Origin of the sequence: Enterococcus hirae ATCC 9790 (genome assembly GCF_000271405.2) — a bacterium.
GTDB lineage: Bacteria > Bacillota > Bacilli > Lactobacillales > Enterococcaceae > Enterococcus_B > Enterococcus_B hirae.
Map to the genome: position 1 here is coordinate 414,561 of NC_018081.1, position 16,167 is coordinate 430,727.

Consider the following 16,167-nt stretch of genomic DNA (forward strand, 5'->3'; position numbering starts at 1 on the left):
ATTTAGACTAAAAAGTGACCTTTTTTGGGGTCGACTTTTTTATGGTTACAGACAATTTTGAAGTGAAATTAAAAGTTGTCCAATCTTCCATGATTTTTCCGAAAAAACTGAATTTAATCACCGCTTCTCTCATAAAAGACTACAGACATTAGGCTGTTCGCCCTCCGTACAGTGCAGAGGACAAACAGCCTATGTCAATTTTTTTACTTCCCACTTTTAGGTGTCGTGCCTATAGGAATATTTAAAGAAGTGAAAGGTTATAAATTTTCTATTTTTTATAAATGAACAGATAGTGCTAATAAACTTTCCGCCTTCTTGCATAAATTACTTAAATGAACGATGTCGCATTTTCCTACAGCCTTAAGAATCAGCGTTCTAGCTTCTTTGATTGTTTCAGTTGTTGTGTTTGGAGATAATGTGGTATATGTATTGTCGGTAAATAAATTGTTTACAGCCTCTACAGCATTTTGGACAGCTGAATCTACTGAATTGGTACTTTCTAATAACAATTTTTCCGCCTTCTTGCATAAATTACTTAAATGAACGATGTCACATTTTCCTACGGCCTTAAGAATCAACGTTCTAGCTTCTTTGATCGTTTCAGTTGTTGTGTTTGGAGATAATGTGGTGTATGTATTGTCGGTAAATAAATTGTTTACAGCCTCTACAGCATTTTGGACAGCTGAATCTACTGAATTGGTACTTTCTAATAACAAGCTTTCCGCCTTCTTGCATAAATTACTTAAATGAACGATGTCACATTTTCCTGCGGCCTTAAGAATCAGCGTTCTAGCTTCTTTGATCGTTTCAGTTGTTGTGTTTGGAGATAATGTGGTATATGTATTGTCGGTAAATAAATTGTTTACAGCCTCTACAGCATTTCGGACAGTTGAATCTGAGACAGTTACTTGTTGAGCTGCGTTAACGGTCATGGTATTTATTGTCCCAGCACTAATGCACAAAAACGAGGTAAATAATAATAGTTTACTATATTTCATCAAATCAATCCTTTTATATTTTATTTTTTATCATGACATCCTAAAGTTCATATTCTCTAACCATTAATAAATGTCGGTATTGATTTTTCTCCAAGTAATCGGATGATTATGTTTATTCTATAATAGATGTCTGAATGGGTTTAAATTTGATTATCATCTAAATAAATCATCCTTGGATTCAATAGAGATCTAATAATACATAGTTACATAAACTTAATTTTCTTTTCCTAAATAAAAATATTACACTTTGCGCTTTCTTATATATTTAACTACCTCCCTTTATCTATAGTAATAAGATTTATGTAACGTATCTCCCGACACTTAGCATTATATACTGATAAAGAGGTACCATCATAAATTTTTTTTATATTTTAATAAGTATTAGGAAAGAGTTATAGTTTGATGTTGGAATTGTTGTAATAAACTAGATAAAAAGTGAAGGAAAATCGAGGATTTCTATTATGCCAAGAGATTCAGTTGATAAAGTAAGTAAAATTGTTGCCGTCAACCTAATGATCGAAGAATAATTTTTTGTGAAAGAAGTTAGCCTGTAGCTAAAAAAACAGGCTCACCGCTTGTATCGTTGGATTCAAGAAGTTAAAAAATATAAAGCAAGTGCGTTTCTTAGAAAAGGGAACGCACTTTTTGATGCTCATGATGACATGAAGAAGTTAGAACAAGAAAAGCATTACTTAAGAGAGGAACGAGGCTTATAAAAAAGTTCCTAGTTTTTTTGAAGTCAAACAAGCGTCCGATTTCCAGTTCAAAAAAACAGAAAGAAGTTTTCTTCTTTCTGTTGAATTTATCCTAAGATTTCTCGTTACCAACCTCGTGGGACAAAGAGACTCAATTCAGAGACATCACCTCAAACTCAGATGGAAATATTTAAATGTATTAAAACTTACTACAATACTAAAGGGATGCATTTTGCCCTTAGTCATCCATCCCTAGAGACCTGGAAAAAAATTTTTCTCTTATTCTCTGAACCAAGTATCTAGTTTTTCTTAACAGCTCCAATTTTGAGACCGGTACACAACTTACTCATTTGCAGAAGACTGTTTTATTTTTCCTCCAGTGAACAACCTACTTTCTGTTCAACAATCACGATATCTTTATTTGGTCGTTTGAATTGGACACCTGCTCGTTCTAAGTCTTGTTTTACACCAATATGGACCTTGACGTCTTCACGTTCTGCTTTCAAAATACGACGGATTGCAAAATCAATTTCTTGCTTGGTGATTTTTTTCTTCGTATTAATCATCAATAATTGGGATTTTTCATACGTATCAATGTATAAAATCTGTGTTCGATCAAGCGAATAAAGTTTATAGTATTTGATGGCTTTACTACTAAAGAAAAAATCTACTACTTTAGGATAAAACGTCTTAATATTTAAATTACTTGTAACTGGCGTTTCGATTAATTTCATCTTATTCCTCTTTTCTATTATTATTTATAACAAGCGCTCAACAAAGGAATCGCTTTCAACATGACATATTTAAAGCAGAAAAATTCGTTTTTCTACTTTACTTATTATAACATAAAAATAAACACAAAAAAATATTCAAAATTTCTTGACCTTCTAGTTACGTCAAGGAATAAGAACATTCTATAAGGAGGTTAAGCATGGAATATACTATAAAAAAAATGGCAGAAATTTCTGGTGTTAGTCCTCGTACCCTGCGTTTTTACGATCAGATTCACTTACTGAAACCATCACGGGTGACTGAGTCTGGCTATCGGATCTACACTAGCCAAGAAGTTGACCGACTACAACAGATTTTGTTTTATCGCTCCCTTGATTTTAAGTTAGAACAAATTGCAGAAATTTTAGATAATCCAGCTTTCGATCATCGACAAGCGTTGATCCAACATCAAGAAATGTTACAAGAAAAAAGAAAACAGCTCGACACACTATTAATGACTATTCAACATACATTGGAGAGTTACGAAGGAGGAAAACCGATGAAAGATCATGAGAAATTTGAAGGATTTAAAAAACAAAAAATAATGGAAAATGAAACAAACTATGGACAAGAAATACGAGAAAAATATGGAGACGACACCGTTGAGAAAGCAAATAAAAAATGGCAAAATATGTCTGAAGAAAAATTTGAAGAAATGCAGTCTTTAGAAAAACAACTCTTAGCTGATTTGACAGCTTATTTACAATCAGACTCTGATCAAAAACTAGCATTGAAACTATTTGAAGAACACAAAAAATGGCTTACTTTTAGCTGGCCTTCTTATAGTTCCGAAGCTCATCGTGGCTTAGGCTTATTGTATATCTCTGATGAACGATTCACCGCTTACTATGATGAGCGTTGTGGAAACGGAGCTGCCCAAGCATTGAATACGATCACTCAAACATACGCGGTTGAATAAGTTGTCTTTGAGTGGACGTTCATTTTAGGAAATAAGTAGCGAAGATCTCACTTTATGATCCATCCTGTCAGAATGCAGATACTACATTCTTTCATAATCCATTGGCGTCAAAAAGAAACCGAAGCAATCACAAAAATAGGAGAAACTATTTTTGGCTATTCGGTTTCTTTTTTAGGTTTTTGCGTTACTTCGATCTACTTTTGATTCCGCATTAAAACCATTTCGACTATCGCACAATAAATCGATAAGGAATTTTGATTTGATCTTTTTTTCTTCGATAAAAAGTAGAAAGGCCGTTTCTCCACACTCTCTTAAGCCATGGTCAATCGTAGAAAAAGACATTAGCTCACTGATCAACAGATTATCACGACCAACAAGACGGTTTTTACTTTCTAAGATGGAGCTTTGCAATATACCGGCAGCAACTGTATCTGAATTAGTGAAGACACCATCTACCTTTTTTCTTTAAAATACGTCGCTGCATTCACCCCTTGTTCATAGTCAATACAGTTCCAAAAAACATTTTCCTCTTTGAAATCGGGAAATATTTTTTTACAAAGTTCCAACGTCACTTTTGTATTAAAACTAAGACGACCACTTCTTCCTAAAGTAACGCCAAGCTTTTCCACGCCTTGTTTTTTTAAATACAATAATGCTTCAGTAATAGATTGTTCACGATCGATAAACACGCAACCAGCTTCTGTTTCTTTTATTTCTTCACAAAAAATGATTGGCCCATACTTTTGATAAGAGAGCAATACATCTAAATTGTTGGCACGAGAAGTAACGATCAAACCATCAAATCGTTTACCTGCAAATTCTTCTAAATACATTCTCTCTCTTTCTGCCTGATAATTTGTTGGTAACAAGGTCACCTGATAATCTTCGTTGAAGGCGACTTCAATGATCCCACTAAGCAATTGATCGAAATAAGGATGATCCGTATAAGGCAGAATAACACCAATATTTTTTGTTTTTCCATAACTGAGCTGTCTGGCACTTGCATTAGGAACATACGATAACTCATTAATGACGGATAGAATCTTGGCACGTTTTGTTTCGTCAACATAAGGATGATTATTGATCACCCGTGAAACGGTAGAGACAGAATAGCCCGTCAGTTTTGCAATATCTCTGATGTTTGTCATGCTTTACTAAAACCACCTATACAAAAAGATTTTCCTGTAAATAGTCTACCACAGCATGCCCACATTCAAAAAATTGATAGAACGTTCCATCATATTCAAAGCTAATACGTTGCCCACCCAGATACGTATCTTTTGCCAATCCACTAATTTCATCTAAAGGAATTTTTTTCATTACCGTTTTATTTAACCCTTGAGGACTAGACAATTCAAGCATTGTTTCTTTAAATTCAACAAAAGCATAAAAATAGTCATTCGTAGCGCCATTGGTCGTTTTGATATAAGTATTCATCAGTAATTCCTCCTTTTTGATGAATTGAGTATAGCTTATGAAACGCGTCTCATAGCAAGATCTTTGCTTCACCTTCTAAAAAAACGAGCAATACGATACATACTTTTGTCTTCGAATCTTTAAACTTGTCTTTGAATTTTTAAAAAGTAGAACTTTATTTTAATTATCTAGAAAAATAAGTTCAAGTACCTCATTCAAACTCTGCTACTATGCATTTAAAACAGTAACTGAGAGGAGTTTTTCAATTGTATAAAAAGACGAAAAAAGCAGGTATACTGAAAAGAATACTGAGACTAATAAAGTATAAAATAAAGACCATACTACAACGCAGAAGATTATTAAAAATAATGAGAAGAAAACATCGAATAAACGAACGAATGTCTAACCTAGTAAACATTAACGAATACTGCCTAGTAGAGAAACCTATGCCATTAAAAAGTACAAAGGAAAATAATCACTCCTTGTTGTCTAAGAATGAGAATCTGAAAAATATGAAGAATATAAAGAAGAAAAAGAAAAAAAAGAACAAAAATAGTAGCACATCAAGATCCTCTAGCTTCACGTATATAGGTCGTTCTAGACCATAAGCAACTATCCGCATCGAATGATTGATTAACTAAATATCTCTTAATTTTTTGCCCTTTTACTTAAAACAAAAAAAGAAGAAAGAACCCTTTTATATCAGGGTTCTTTCTTAATGACTACATCATGCCGCCCATCATTGATGGATCCATTGCTGGCGCTGCAGGTGCTGCTGGTTCTGGTTTGTCAGCAACTACTGCTTCAGTTGTTAATAATAGAGCTGAAACAGATGCAGCATTTTGTAATGCTGAACGAGTAACTTTGGTTGGATCAACAATCCCTGCTTCAACCATATTTACCCATTCGCCTGTTGCAGCATTGAAACCTGTTCCTAATTCAACATTTTTCAATTTGTCAACGATGACTGAACCTTCATATCCCGCATTTTCTGCGATTTGACGAATTGGTTCTTCTAAGGCACGAACAACGATTTTCACACCTGTTGCAACGTCCCCTTGAGCTTCAACTGCTGAAACTTTGTTGATGACATTCACTAATGCTGTACCACCACCTGAAACCATACCTTCTTCAACGGCTGCACGAGTTGCATTCAATGCATCTTCAATTCGTAATTTCAATTCTTTTAATTCTGTTTCAGTTGCTGCACCAACTTTGACCACTGCAACCCCACCAGCAAGTTTTGCTAAGCGTTCTTGTAATTTTTCACGGTCAAAATCTGATGTTGTTTCAGCAATTTGGTTTTTGATCAATTGAACACGTGCTTCAATGGCTGTTTTATCGCCAGAGCCTTCAACGATTGTTGTGTTATCTTTGTCTACCACAACTTTTGAAGCATTTCCTAGGTTTTCGATTGTTGCATCTTTCAATTCTAATCCTAAGTCGTCCGTAATCACTGTTCCGCCTGTTAGGATAGCGATATCTTCAAGCATTGCTTTACGACGATCACCGAAACCAGGTGCTTTCACTGCAACAACGTTAAATGTCCCACGGATTTTGTTCAAGACTAATGTTGGTAAAGCTTCTCCATCCACATCGTCAGCGATGATCAATAGCGGACGAGATTGTTGTAAGATTTGTTCTAATAAAGGCAAGATGTCTTGGATATTAGAAATTTTCTTATCTGTGATCAAAATGTATGGATTTTCTAAAACAGCTTCCATTTTGTCATTGTCAGTTACCATGTATTGTGACAAGTAACCACGATCAAATTGCATACCTTCTACAACATCTAATTCGGTTTCGATTCCTTTTGATTCTTCAATAGTAATAACACCATCATTACCGACTTTTTCCATTGCATCAGCAATCAAATGTCCCACTTTTTCTGAACCAGAAGAAACAGCTGCAACTTGAGCAATTGCTTCTTTAGAATCTACGACTGTTGAAATGTTGTGTAATTCTTCAACTGCTGCTTTTGTTGCCAATTCGATCCCACGACGAATACCTAAAGGATTTGCTCCAGCTGTTACGTTTTTTAATCCTTCACGAACAATTGCTTGGGTTAACACAGTAGCGGTTGTTGTTCCGTCACCTGCGATATCATTGGTTTTTGAAGCCACTTCAGAAACTAATTTTGCACCCATGTTTTCAAAGTGATCTTCCAATTCGATTTCCTTTGCAATCGTTACGCCATCATTAGTAATCAATGGTGAACCGTATGATTTTTCTAATACAACATTACGACCTTTTGGACCTAACGTTACTTTTACTGTATCAGCTAATTTATCAACTCCACGTAGCATTGCTGCGCGTGCATCTTCTGCAAATTTCAATTCTTTTGCCATGTCTATTCACCTCATCAAATTTTTTTCGTACTTTTTTATTTATTCAACGATCGCCATGATATCTTTTCCTGCAACGATCAAATATTCTTTTCCTTCAAATTTTACTTCTGTACCGGCATATTTTTCAAACATCACTTGGTCGCCCGCTTTTACAGCAGCAGGAACTTTTTCTCCGTTTTCCAATAAACGGCCTTCACCGACTGCAACAACTGTTCCTGTTTGTGGTTTTTCTTTAGCGGATGAAGCTAAAACAATTCCTCCAACAGTTGTTTCTTCTTCTTTTGCGACTTCGATAATGACGCGATCACCTAATGGTTTTAACACGATAAATCCCTCCGATAACTCTTTTTTTGGATTCGTTAGCACTCTTACACATCGAGTGCTAACCTACATTTTTAATAATACTCATACTTTGATTTTTTTGCAAGCTTTTTAAATGAAAGTACACTAATTTTATCCGTAACCGTTAGAAGTCCCTTAGTAATAGCCTCTAAATTGATCTATGTTATAATTAATTTCTATTCTTGCAGTCTACTTCTGCCTATCTTTAAGGAGGTATTTTATGTCATTAAAAAAATATAGTTTCGCTAGTATCTTTTGCTATGGACTCATTTTTCTTTCCCCATTGATCCTTTCATCTATCGGAATCGTCCATACTGTTACTGACGTGATTACAGCAACGACGATTGCCTATATCCTAGGAGCAATTGTTTTAGCTTTCTTTTATTTCAAGCAAAATGAACCACTACCACTAGAAGCAGCCATTCCTAGTGCTTCGACACCAAAAATCATCTTATATGGGTTTGTTGGGATTTTCATTGCTTTGATCTTACAGGCACTTGCAGTGACGTTGGAAACTCTTTTATTTGGTAACAGCGCTCCTTCTGAGAATACACAAAATATTATTCAAATGATTCTTGAAGCTCCAGCCTTTTTAATAGCTACCACAGTTGCTGGTCCAGTCATGGAAGAATTCGTCTTTCGTCGCAGCATCTTAGGTATCGTTGGCAAATATACAAACTTTTGGATCGGGGCAATCGTTAGTTCCTTATTGTTTGCTTTTGCCCATAACGATGGCCACTTACTGATCTACTTTTTCTTAGGTTTTTTCTTTAGTCTACAATACAAAGCAACGGGAAGAATCTGGACCTCGATGATCACACATGTGGGAATGAATACATTGGTGGTAGTGGTGCAGATCGCCGTACAAAAGGGCTGGATCGCTGCTTCATGAGCTGCCAACTAACACCAATCTAAAGACTCGCCTTATCCTATCTACTGACCAGCAAATCTTAGTCGCTGGTCTTTTTTTGCGTTCTTTCCGATCCTAGCTCATTCTCTTAACAAATTTTTCCTTCGTAGTTATGAAAAAGATCGATTTATTTAGAGCTATTCATTATGTTTTATCCGCTAGCTACTAGCAGTTTCCATTTATCGTGACACTCACCATTTCCTTTTTAACCTTCTCAAAACACTTTGATGTTCTTCTCTAATAGCACACTTATTTTAAATACGACAGAAAACAGCAGTCATTGCCATTTGGATTATTTTCAGATCCTATTAAAATCATGTTCATCTAGGAGGTTGAGACAAAAGTGTTCAGCATCAAGAAATAAGAAGGAATTTCCGAAAATTGCTTCTCAAATTTTTGGTAAATTTCGGCTTATTTCCGAAGATGCTACTTTTGTCTCACCGTTTATTCGTTTTTAGAGATACTAGAAGAGACTGAGACAACTTTTGTCCCAGTCCCTAGTTCATAGAAAAAATTTAACCACATCGACATCGTCTTATGGGCGCCCACAAGAGTTATCAACTTTGCACTAAACCAACTCGTTCCCCTTCTCATCCAACTAAAGTGTCTTTGCTTTCGTTTTACAAAAATACGCAGTATGAGAGAAAAACAGCCTAACAAAAATGCGATTAAAAAACACTTTATTTATAAAAAGATAAATACAAAAGTGATTTTAAAACAATTAATATTGTTTTATTTTTGTTATTAAATGAGGAACTTGCTAATTCATTACATACTTTAATTAATTTTATCAATCATTACTACTTACGAATGCACCATCTCTTAGAAAAATCATTTAAAAAAAGACATCTCCTTTATATCGGACTGACTGCTGTCATTCACGATTTTATAAAGAATAAAACAAAAATAAAATTTTTTATTAAAAAACCGCTGTTTTTATTATATATCTATCAGACTATCATTTATTTAACTTTTACAAAAAAGTTATTTTATATGTCACAAAATAACATTTTTAGGAACGTATCTTTCAAAAAATAAAGGTAGTGTGTTGCGAAATGAATATCTGGCAAATGATTGATGACTTATTGAAGAAATATTATCTGACGAATGATAAAGATATCTTAGATTTAATCATTTTAGATTTAGACCCTTATATAAAATCTTGTGCGCATCGTTTTGTATTTAAAGCACAATCTAACGGAGTATTTATTCCTTTTGAAGACTTCTACAGTAACCTTTGTTTAGCAATTTGGGAAGGCATTGAAGATTTCAAGAGTATCTCAGGCTCCACGTTTAAAAATGTTACGTTGCGAAGGATTTATATTGCTGAAAAGAAGACTTGGAAACAATATAAAAAATCCGGAAGCAAGGTCTTCAATAAAGATGGGATTACTTATGACGTGACAAGATGGGAAAACATCGAATCGCTACATCATTCTAAAAATTGCACAGTTAAAAGTGCAGAACGTTCGATCGAGGAAAAACTTCTAATAGAAAATTTTAAAAACAGGACTTTTTTAGAGGTACCTTCATTGAACTGCTTTATCACGGTTATTCTTGTAAAGAAATTTGTCTCCTTTTAGAAATCAGTAAGACTTACGATGCAAAAACCAGAAAAAAATGTCAACGAATCAAAGAATCATTCTGGAAATATATTGCCTAATCACTATGTTTTTCTTTCCCTATTCATCTACTTTGAAAAATAGCAAAGCATTTCAATGGTATGTCTATCGTCAATGTGGATCACATCTGATTATGTTTCCAACTTTGAGTGTTATCGGTATCTCGCATGGAGAGTGCAAAACAGCGAAACATTTGATATGTTCTAATCATTTTTCTAAAAATTTTTAGCTGGTTTCAACTTTTTGATTATGTAAAAGTAATTGATACACCTATTAGGCGTAATAAAAATTTTCATCCTTTTCACTAATACAATAATAATAGGAAGCTAGTTTCACTTTGTATCTGTCTGTTTTGAGCAATGTCCCTCTTGCCTAGTCTTCTCTATTATATTTTTCATTTACGGTCTAACTATACTTGATCTTTGAATAGCTGTTTCAGCATTTGTCAAAAAATGCCGAAGGGACTGGGACAAAACTTGTCTCAACCTCCTTCGGCTAATTTTTTCGGAAAGGATCCTGTTAATCACAACTATTTTTCCTTATTTATTATTGACCATTCAGCACTTGTTTTAAACTAGTTTGGATCAACTGAGTATCTGCTGGATTGTCCAATTCCAATTGGCTAGCTTTGGCGTTTGCGGCAGCAGACGGTGTTTGAACAGATTGTTTCACCTTAGGATCTGTTAACGAGTTGATATATTCAGATTGTTCTTGCCACGCCTGCTTGATTAAACGATAGTATTCATCTGTTTTCTCGCTTTCATTAGCAATCGTTTCAGTAGTAGTTGAAGAATCCTTTATTTCTTGCACATTTGAATCCTCTGCAGGATTATTTCCCGTCGATTCTACATTACTAATAGGTTGATTCTCTTTTTCCTTGGTGGTACTATTTTGTGAATTTTCTGTAGAAGTCTTGGTGATCTGCGTGGAAGTCTGATCCGTGCTGGAAGAGGTACGATCAACTCCTGAGTTTGAACATCCCGCCAACAATAACAACCCTAAAATAATAAAATAACTATTTTTCATAAGCACGCCTCTATTAAACAAACATTTATATTTAATTAAATATAATAAAAAATCACTATCAATAGCCAATGAACAATATATCTTATCTAAAATTTAAACTATTATAGGCTTATTGAAAGTACACCCCGTTGTTAATAAAACGTAACTGAATGAGACAAAAATCCTCTCTGCTTTAAATGAACAAAAAAAACACTCAAAACAAGTTGTTTGAGCGTTTTTTGGGTTATATAGTTGACTACGGCTAAATCGAAAATAACTCCGTTGCTTCTGAGGGATCGGTATCATAAATATCAAATTCATAACCGACACCTAGATCTTTTTCTTTTAGGACATTCTCCATCGTCAAGTGAGCTAGTTCTTTTAGATTGTTTTCTTTACTCAAGTGACCAAGGTAGATACGTTTGGTACGATCACCAATAACATCTGTCATGACTAAGGCGCCATCTTCATTGGATAAGTGCCCCCGATCACCTAAGATCCGTTGCTTTAAATTCCAAGGATAAGGTCCCATCCGCAACATCTCTAAATCATGGTTACTTTCCATCAAATAGCCATCTGCATTTTTGATGATTCCTCGCATATGATCACTGCAATAACCTGTATCAGTTAACATCACAAATGAACGGTTTTCTTTATGGAAACGATAAAATTGCGGAGCTGCAGCATCGTGAGAAACGCCAAAGCTTTCAATATCTAGATCCCCAAATGTTTGCACCTTCCCCATTTCAAACAAATGCTTTTGTTCAATAGGAACATTCCCAATTAATGGAGACATTGCTTCCCATGTTTTTTCATTGGCAAACACATCTAAATGATATTTCCTTGCAAGTACCCCTACCCCATGAATATGATCTCGATGTTCGTGAGTGACTAAAATCCCGTCTAATTGGTCAGGTGTCCGATCAATTTGAGCCAACAAAGAAGTAATTTTTTTCCCGCTGAGACCAGCATCTACCAAGAGCCTTTTTTTATCACTTTCGATATAAAGTGAATTTCCAGAGCTTCCACTGGCTAGGATACTGATTTTAAAAGCTGGTTTTTCTTCAGCCATTTGACTACTTCCCTTCTTACTTTGTAAACTTTTTTCATTATACTACTTTTTTAATGATCTTCCACCTTTGGAATCGTATTATTTGTTACAATCGTATTACTAAATGCATTGACCGACTCTACTTGGATCGATTTATCAGGTGTTTCTATCGCCACATACCAGACTGGAACATACACATTCTTTTCTCGCACTTTCAAAATACAAGAGTAAGCAAGCTGCCTCCAAAGGATTTTTGAACCTCGAGAAATCTTATTATTTACATACAATGTTTTGATTGCATCTTCTTCTGTGTGTAATTCTGTTTTTTCCCGTAATTGTTCAATATCGGATAAATGTGTCTGCGTGTACTTCGTGACAGCATAACTTTTATCTTGTTTATTCAGTGAAAACACAATTTTAGCTGTGTCATCATAAAAAGGTAGACCATCATATTTCTGACTCGCTTGTACTTCCGGCGTTGCACTGTCTAGATCAGAAAAATTCTTCATATAAACATAATCGCTACCAAAGAGTACATTGTTTTTTTTGTTTAAAAAGCTATTCACTGAACTTCCCATTTTATCAGGATCAAAAATACTATTTTCTGATTCTGTCTCAGATAAAGTTTTTGTTAAAACATTGTCATTGAAAACAATCCCACTACTCAACAGTCCTTTTTTACTTGTCCCATGACGTTGACTGTCCAGTTCCTTACTAAGGTCCGTTTCCTCCGCACTTAAATAATACCCTTGTCTACTTTCTGAAGAGATTTTACCAGTATAAGAAATGTCATCACTAGAAAGTCGTTGTTGAATGGATTCGGTTTGTCCTGATCGGATCACATTATTTTCTTGACTGATCGTTTCTTGATAACTTCTAAATAAAAAACATTTAACCCTAAAAAAGCAACGAAAAAAATCCATTCAATTTTTTTGAAATCCATTTAATTCGCCTCCGTTTCAGGTAATCGTCCAAGCAAATCATTGACAGCGTACCATTGACCTTGGTATTTTACATACCACTCAGGTAATAAATCGACGACTCGATTCGTTTCCTTGATATTTTGCCACGTGTAGCCAACAATCAACGACTCGATTTTTTCTTTGTCTGCCCCTTTATCCAAAAGACTCTGGATGACTTTTTCTGTTTGTGGCAATTCAACTTCTTCATCAGATGGAATCGGTACTTGGATCGTATTCAAGCTGGTTTGGATCTTCACTTGTGAATCTACTTGATCCGCTCCAATTTCAATCTCAACTTTCCCTTTACTGTCTGAACCAAATACAGGAAATCCTTCTACAAATATTCGATAATCGATCTGATTGTTCTCTCGATCAAAATAACGCATATTTCCTAATGAATTGCCTAATTTACTAATATATGGAAAACTTTGTGAGAAAATATTCGCTGTGACGTTGTCTTGTCCGATTTCTCCCCGAAAATCAACGATTTGTGTTTCTGAATGGATCCTCATCGTCTCATTTCCATCATAAAAAAGCAGTTCATTGCTCTCATTATTTGTTTTGACCTCATCTGGTTTTTGGAAAAAGGCATTTCTAAACAAAGTATATGGTTGTTGTGACAGGATATAACTATATTTTTTTAATTTGATTTTATCTTTCGTTTCATATTGTGTCTCAACAATCGAAGGCGTTTTTTCCATCTCTGTCCACGTACTATCGGTTGCCTTTAATTCTTTTTCCAACTCTTTCCAATCAACTGAAAGATTCGATTCGTAAATGGAATCCGTCTCAAAATCAAGGAATCGCACTTTGTTCTCATTTTTATCAAACTGGATACGCATAAAGTAAATAGAATCTGTCCGATTAGGAAGCGCTGAAAAATCCAAACTTAGATGAAAGGCTTCTTTATACTCACTAAGTAGCAGCGGCGCATTATAAGTAAGCTCAATGCCTTCTTGAATAGTTTTTAACTTGTCAAATTTCTCTTTATCGCCATTGACGATTTCTGTTACTCTGCCAAATCGAGCGCCCTCGATGACTGTTTGGAGGCGAGAAACAAGATTTTCACTATTTGTTTCCTTTATTTGTCCTGAATGCAACCAAGTCACATGTAATGGAAGAAAAACTTCAGATGCTTTTCGGTAGTTTTGTGAATCGATCATCTGTGAATTGGATTCGTCAAAATTAACCGAGGTTTTACCTGCTGGACTTAGCCAAATGGCATATGAGAGGTAGATACTTAAAGCAATCATTAGGAGTAATCCTATTCGAATAACTTTTTCAGAAATTTTCATTCCCACCATTCCTCCTCATATGGTTCATATGGCAACGAGATATAGAAGGTTGATCCTTTTCCTTCTTTACTCTCTGCCCAGATTGCGCCACGGTGGGCTTTGACTACTTCTCTAGAGATAGCCAATCCTAACCCCGTTCCACCTTGGGCTCTCGCACGCGCTTTATCCACGCGGTAAAATCGTTCAAATACCCGATTCAAATCTTTTTTAGGAATCCCAAGTCCTTGGTCAGTAATACTTAAAATCACATTATTGTGTGTTTCCAACAAACGACATGTGATCATTCCACCGTCTGGAGAATATTTGATCGCATTATTCATAATATTATCAATCACTTGGATTACTTTATCGGTATCAATCTCTACCCAAAGATCTCTTTGGGTAAATTCCCGTTTAATCGTATAGTTCTTTTCTTGGTTACCCACCATCATATCAAAGCGGTCAAGAACAAAATTGACTAATTCATTAAAATTGACGTACTCTAACTGTAATTGTGTATTTCCTGTATCCATTCGCGAAAGATTCAACAGGTCATTGATCATGCGGATCATTCGATCTGTTTCATCTAACGTTACTTTTAGGAAATTAGGAGCAACTTCTTCATCTTTCCAAGCTCCCTCACTTAAAGCTTCAATATAACTACGCATACTTGTCAACGGTGTGCGAAGTTCATGAGACACGTTCGAGACAAATTCACGACGTTCTCTTTCTGTTTTTTCTTGTTCTGTTACATCATGCAATACGGCTACCAATCCACTAATAAAACCTGATTCTCTGCGGATCATGGAGAAATCTACTCGTAAAATCATTTGGTCGCTTTCCATTAATCCAGTTGAACGATCAAGTACCATTTCATTTGGGTCTTCTAGCAGTTTACGTAATGTATATTCTTCTTCAATATCTAACAAAGTCAAAATCGACTGACCGATTGCATCTTCATTTTTGACATCCAATAAAGAAACAGCCATATCGTTGATCGTAATGACTTTACCTCTTCGATCGGTCGCAATGACACCATCTGTCATATGTGACAGGACGCTATCTAACCGATTCCTTTCCGCTTCCATCGTGTCTTGAGCTTCTTCGATTCTTTCAGCCAGCTGGTTGAATGTATCCGCCAGTTGCCCTAATTCATCTTGTCCATGGACTTTAACTTTACGACTATAATCTCCCCGAGCAATCCTAATCGCTTGCTCTCGCATCTCGCCAATTGGCTGAGTGATCGACCGTGCGACTAAGACTGATACGACCATGGAGATCAGGGCTGCGATCAACGAAGCTGTGAAGAATATAATCGCAGTATTATTGATTTCAGAATATTTTTGCTCAATATTACTTTTGACGTAAAGAGCCCCGATAACGGCATCGCCGGTCGGGGACAGGATCGGTTGAATATTGATATTCACTCGCTTATCGTCACTATCTAATGCGACATACCTTTTTGTTGTGAAATCATTGATATCTACATAATCGTTTTTCTTACCGATTGAGCTTTGATCACTAACATCCGTTGTCCCACGTATAATCCCTTTTTCATCAATAACTCGAATCTCTAAAATGTCACTCGAGGCATTGTTTTCAATGAATCGTTTGATATTGGCATTGACTTCTTCAATGTCTGCGTTGTCTTTACGATTTAATTCGGGACTGATCGTGGTCGCTAAAGATTCAACTGTTTGATTCATATCTTTGATAAATGTATTGATTGTTGAACGCTCTAACCCTCGGATAAAGTAGGCACCAATAATCTCAATCGAAATCAATAAGATCAAAATAAACGTGATCGCAATTTTGAAATTGACTGATCGAAAAAATCGCACTTTTCCTTTCATC

12 protein-coding genes and 2 pseudogenes are annotated in these 16,167 nt (G+C 35.4%); 3 read left to right on the forward strand and 11 right to left on the reverse strand.

What is annotated here, in order from left to right; all coding sequences use genetic code 11:
* Positions 1–275 precede the first annotated feature (275 nt).
* Both EHR_RS02020 and EHR_RS02030 read right to left on the reverse strand, forming a co-directional pair.
* Positions 276–998, reverse strand: coding sequence for a hypothetical protein (locus EHR_RS02020; RefSeq protein ID WP_016249921.1), 723 nt, complete (start codon positions 996–998; stop codon positions 276–278).
* A gap of 1,060 nt (positions 999–2,058) precedes the next feature.
* Positions 2,059–2,427: a DUF1827 family protein gene (locus tag EHR_RS02030; RefSeq protein WP_010738431.1), complete on the reverse strand. Its 369-nt coding sequence runs from the start codon at positions 2,425–2,427 to the stop codon at positions 2,059–2,061.
* Positions 2,428–2,624: 197 nt separating this feature from the next.
* Here EHR_RS02030 and EHR_RS02035 point away from each other — a divergent pair, with 197 nt between their 5' ends.
* Positions 2,625–3,383 (forward strand): MerR family transcriptional regulator, encoded by a 759-nt coding sequence (locus EHR_RS02035; protein WP_010738432.1) that lies wholly within the window; start codon positions 2,625–2,627, stop codon positions 3,381–3,383.
* A 226-nt stretch (positions 3,384–3,609) separates the two neighbouring features.
* Here EHR_RS02035 and EHR_RS02040 read toward each other — a convergent pair.
* From EHR_RS02040 to groES, 4 genes and pseudogenes are all read right to left on the reverse strand, one after another.
* Positions 3,610–4,531 (reverse strand): annotated as a pseudogene (locus EHR_RS02040) (LacI family DNA-binding transcriptional regulator).
* A gap of 16 nt (positions 4,532–4,547) precedes the next feature.
* Positions 4,548–4,820 (reverse strand): hypothetical protein, encoded by a 273-nt coding sequence (locus tag EHR_RS02045; RefSeq protein WP_010738434.1) that lies wholly within the window; start codon positions 4,818–4,820, stop codon positions 4,548–4,550.
* A gap of 701 nt (positions 4,821–5,521) precedes the next feature.
* Positions 5,522–7,147 (reverse strand): chaperonin GroEL, encoded by a 1,626-nt coding sequence (groL, locus tag EHR_RS02055; protein WP_010738435.1) that lies wholly within the window; start codon positions 7,145–7,147, stop codon positions 5,522–5,524.
* Positions 7,148–7,186: 39 nt separating this feature from the next.
* Positions 7,187–7,471, reverse strand: a complete 285-nt coding sequence (gene groES, locus EHR_RS02060; protein WP_010738436.1) for a co-chaperone GroES — start codon at positions 7,469–7,471, stop codon at positions 7,187–7,189.
* A gap of 238 nt (positions 7,472–7,709) precedes the next feature.
* Between groES and EHR_RS02065 the strand changes: the two genes are divergently transcribed.
* The gene (locus EHR_RS02065; protein WP_010738437.1) at positions 7,710–8,381 is read left to right on the forward strand and encodes a CPBP family intramembrane glutamic endopeptidase; all 672 of its coding nucleotides are present in this window, start codon (positions 7,710–7,712) and stop codon (positions 8,379–8,381) included.
* A gap of 1,073 nt (positions 8,382–9,454) precedes the next feature.
* Positions 9,455–9,982 (forward strand): hypothetical protein, encoded by a 528-nt coding sequence (locus EHR_RS02070; protein WP_014834275.1) that lies wholly within the window; start codon positions 9,455–9,457, stop codon positions 9,980–9,982.
* 585 nt (positions 9,983–10,567) lie between these two features.
* Here EHR_RS02070 and EHR_RS02075 read toward each other — a convergent pair.
* The 5 genes and pseudogenes from EHR_RS02075 to walK form a co-directional block, all read right to left on the reverse strand.
* Positions 10,568–11,047 (reverse strand): hypothetical protein, encoded by a 480-nt coding sequence (locus EHR_RS02075; RefSeq protein ID WP_010738439.1) that lies wholly within the window; start codon positions 11,045–11,047, stop codon positions 10,568–10,570.
* Between the two features lie 241 nt (positions 11,048–11,288).
* The gene (locus tag EHR_RS02080) at positions 11,289–12,098 is read right to left on the reverse strand and encodes an MBL fold metallo-hydrolase (RefSeq protein WP_010720049.1); all 810 of its coding nucleotides are present in this window, start codon (positions 12,096–12,098) and stop codon (positions 11,289–11,291) included.
* Positions 12,099–12,148: 50 nt separating this feature from the next.
* Positions 12,149–13,020, reverse strand: a pseudogene (locus EHR_RS02085) (two-component system regulatory protein YycI).
* On the reverse strand, positions 13,021–14,334 hold the full coding sequence (locus EHR_RS02090; protein WP_010720051.1) for a YycH family regulatory protein: 1,314 nt from the start codon (positions 14,332–14,334) through the stop codon (positions 13,021–13,023).
* Positions 14,331–16,166 (reverse strand): cell wall metabolism sensor histidine kinase WalK, encoded by a 1,836-nt coding sequence (gene walK, locus EHR_RS02095; RefSeq protein WP_010738440.1) that lies wholly within the window; start codon positions 16,164–16,166, stop codon positions 14,331–14,333. Before walK ends, EHR_RS02090 begins: the two co-directional genes overlap by 4 nt.
* Position 16,167: the final 1 nt, after the last annotated feature.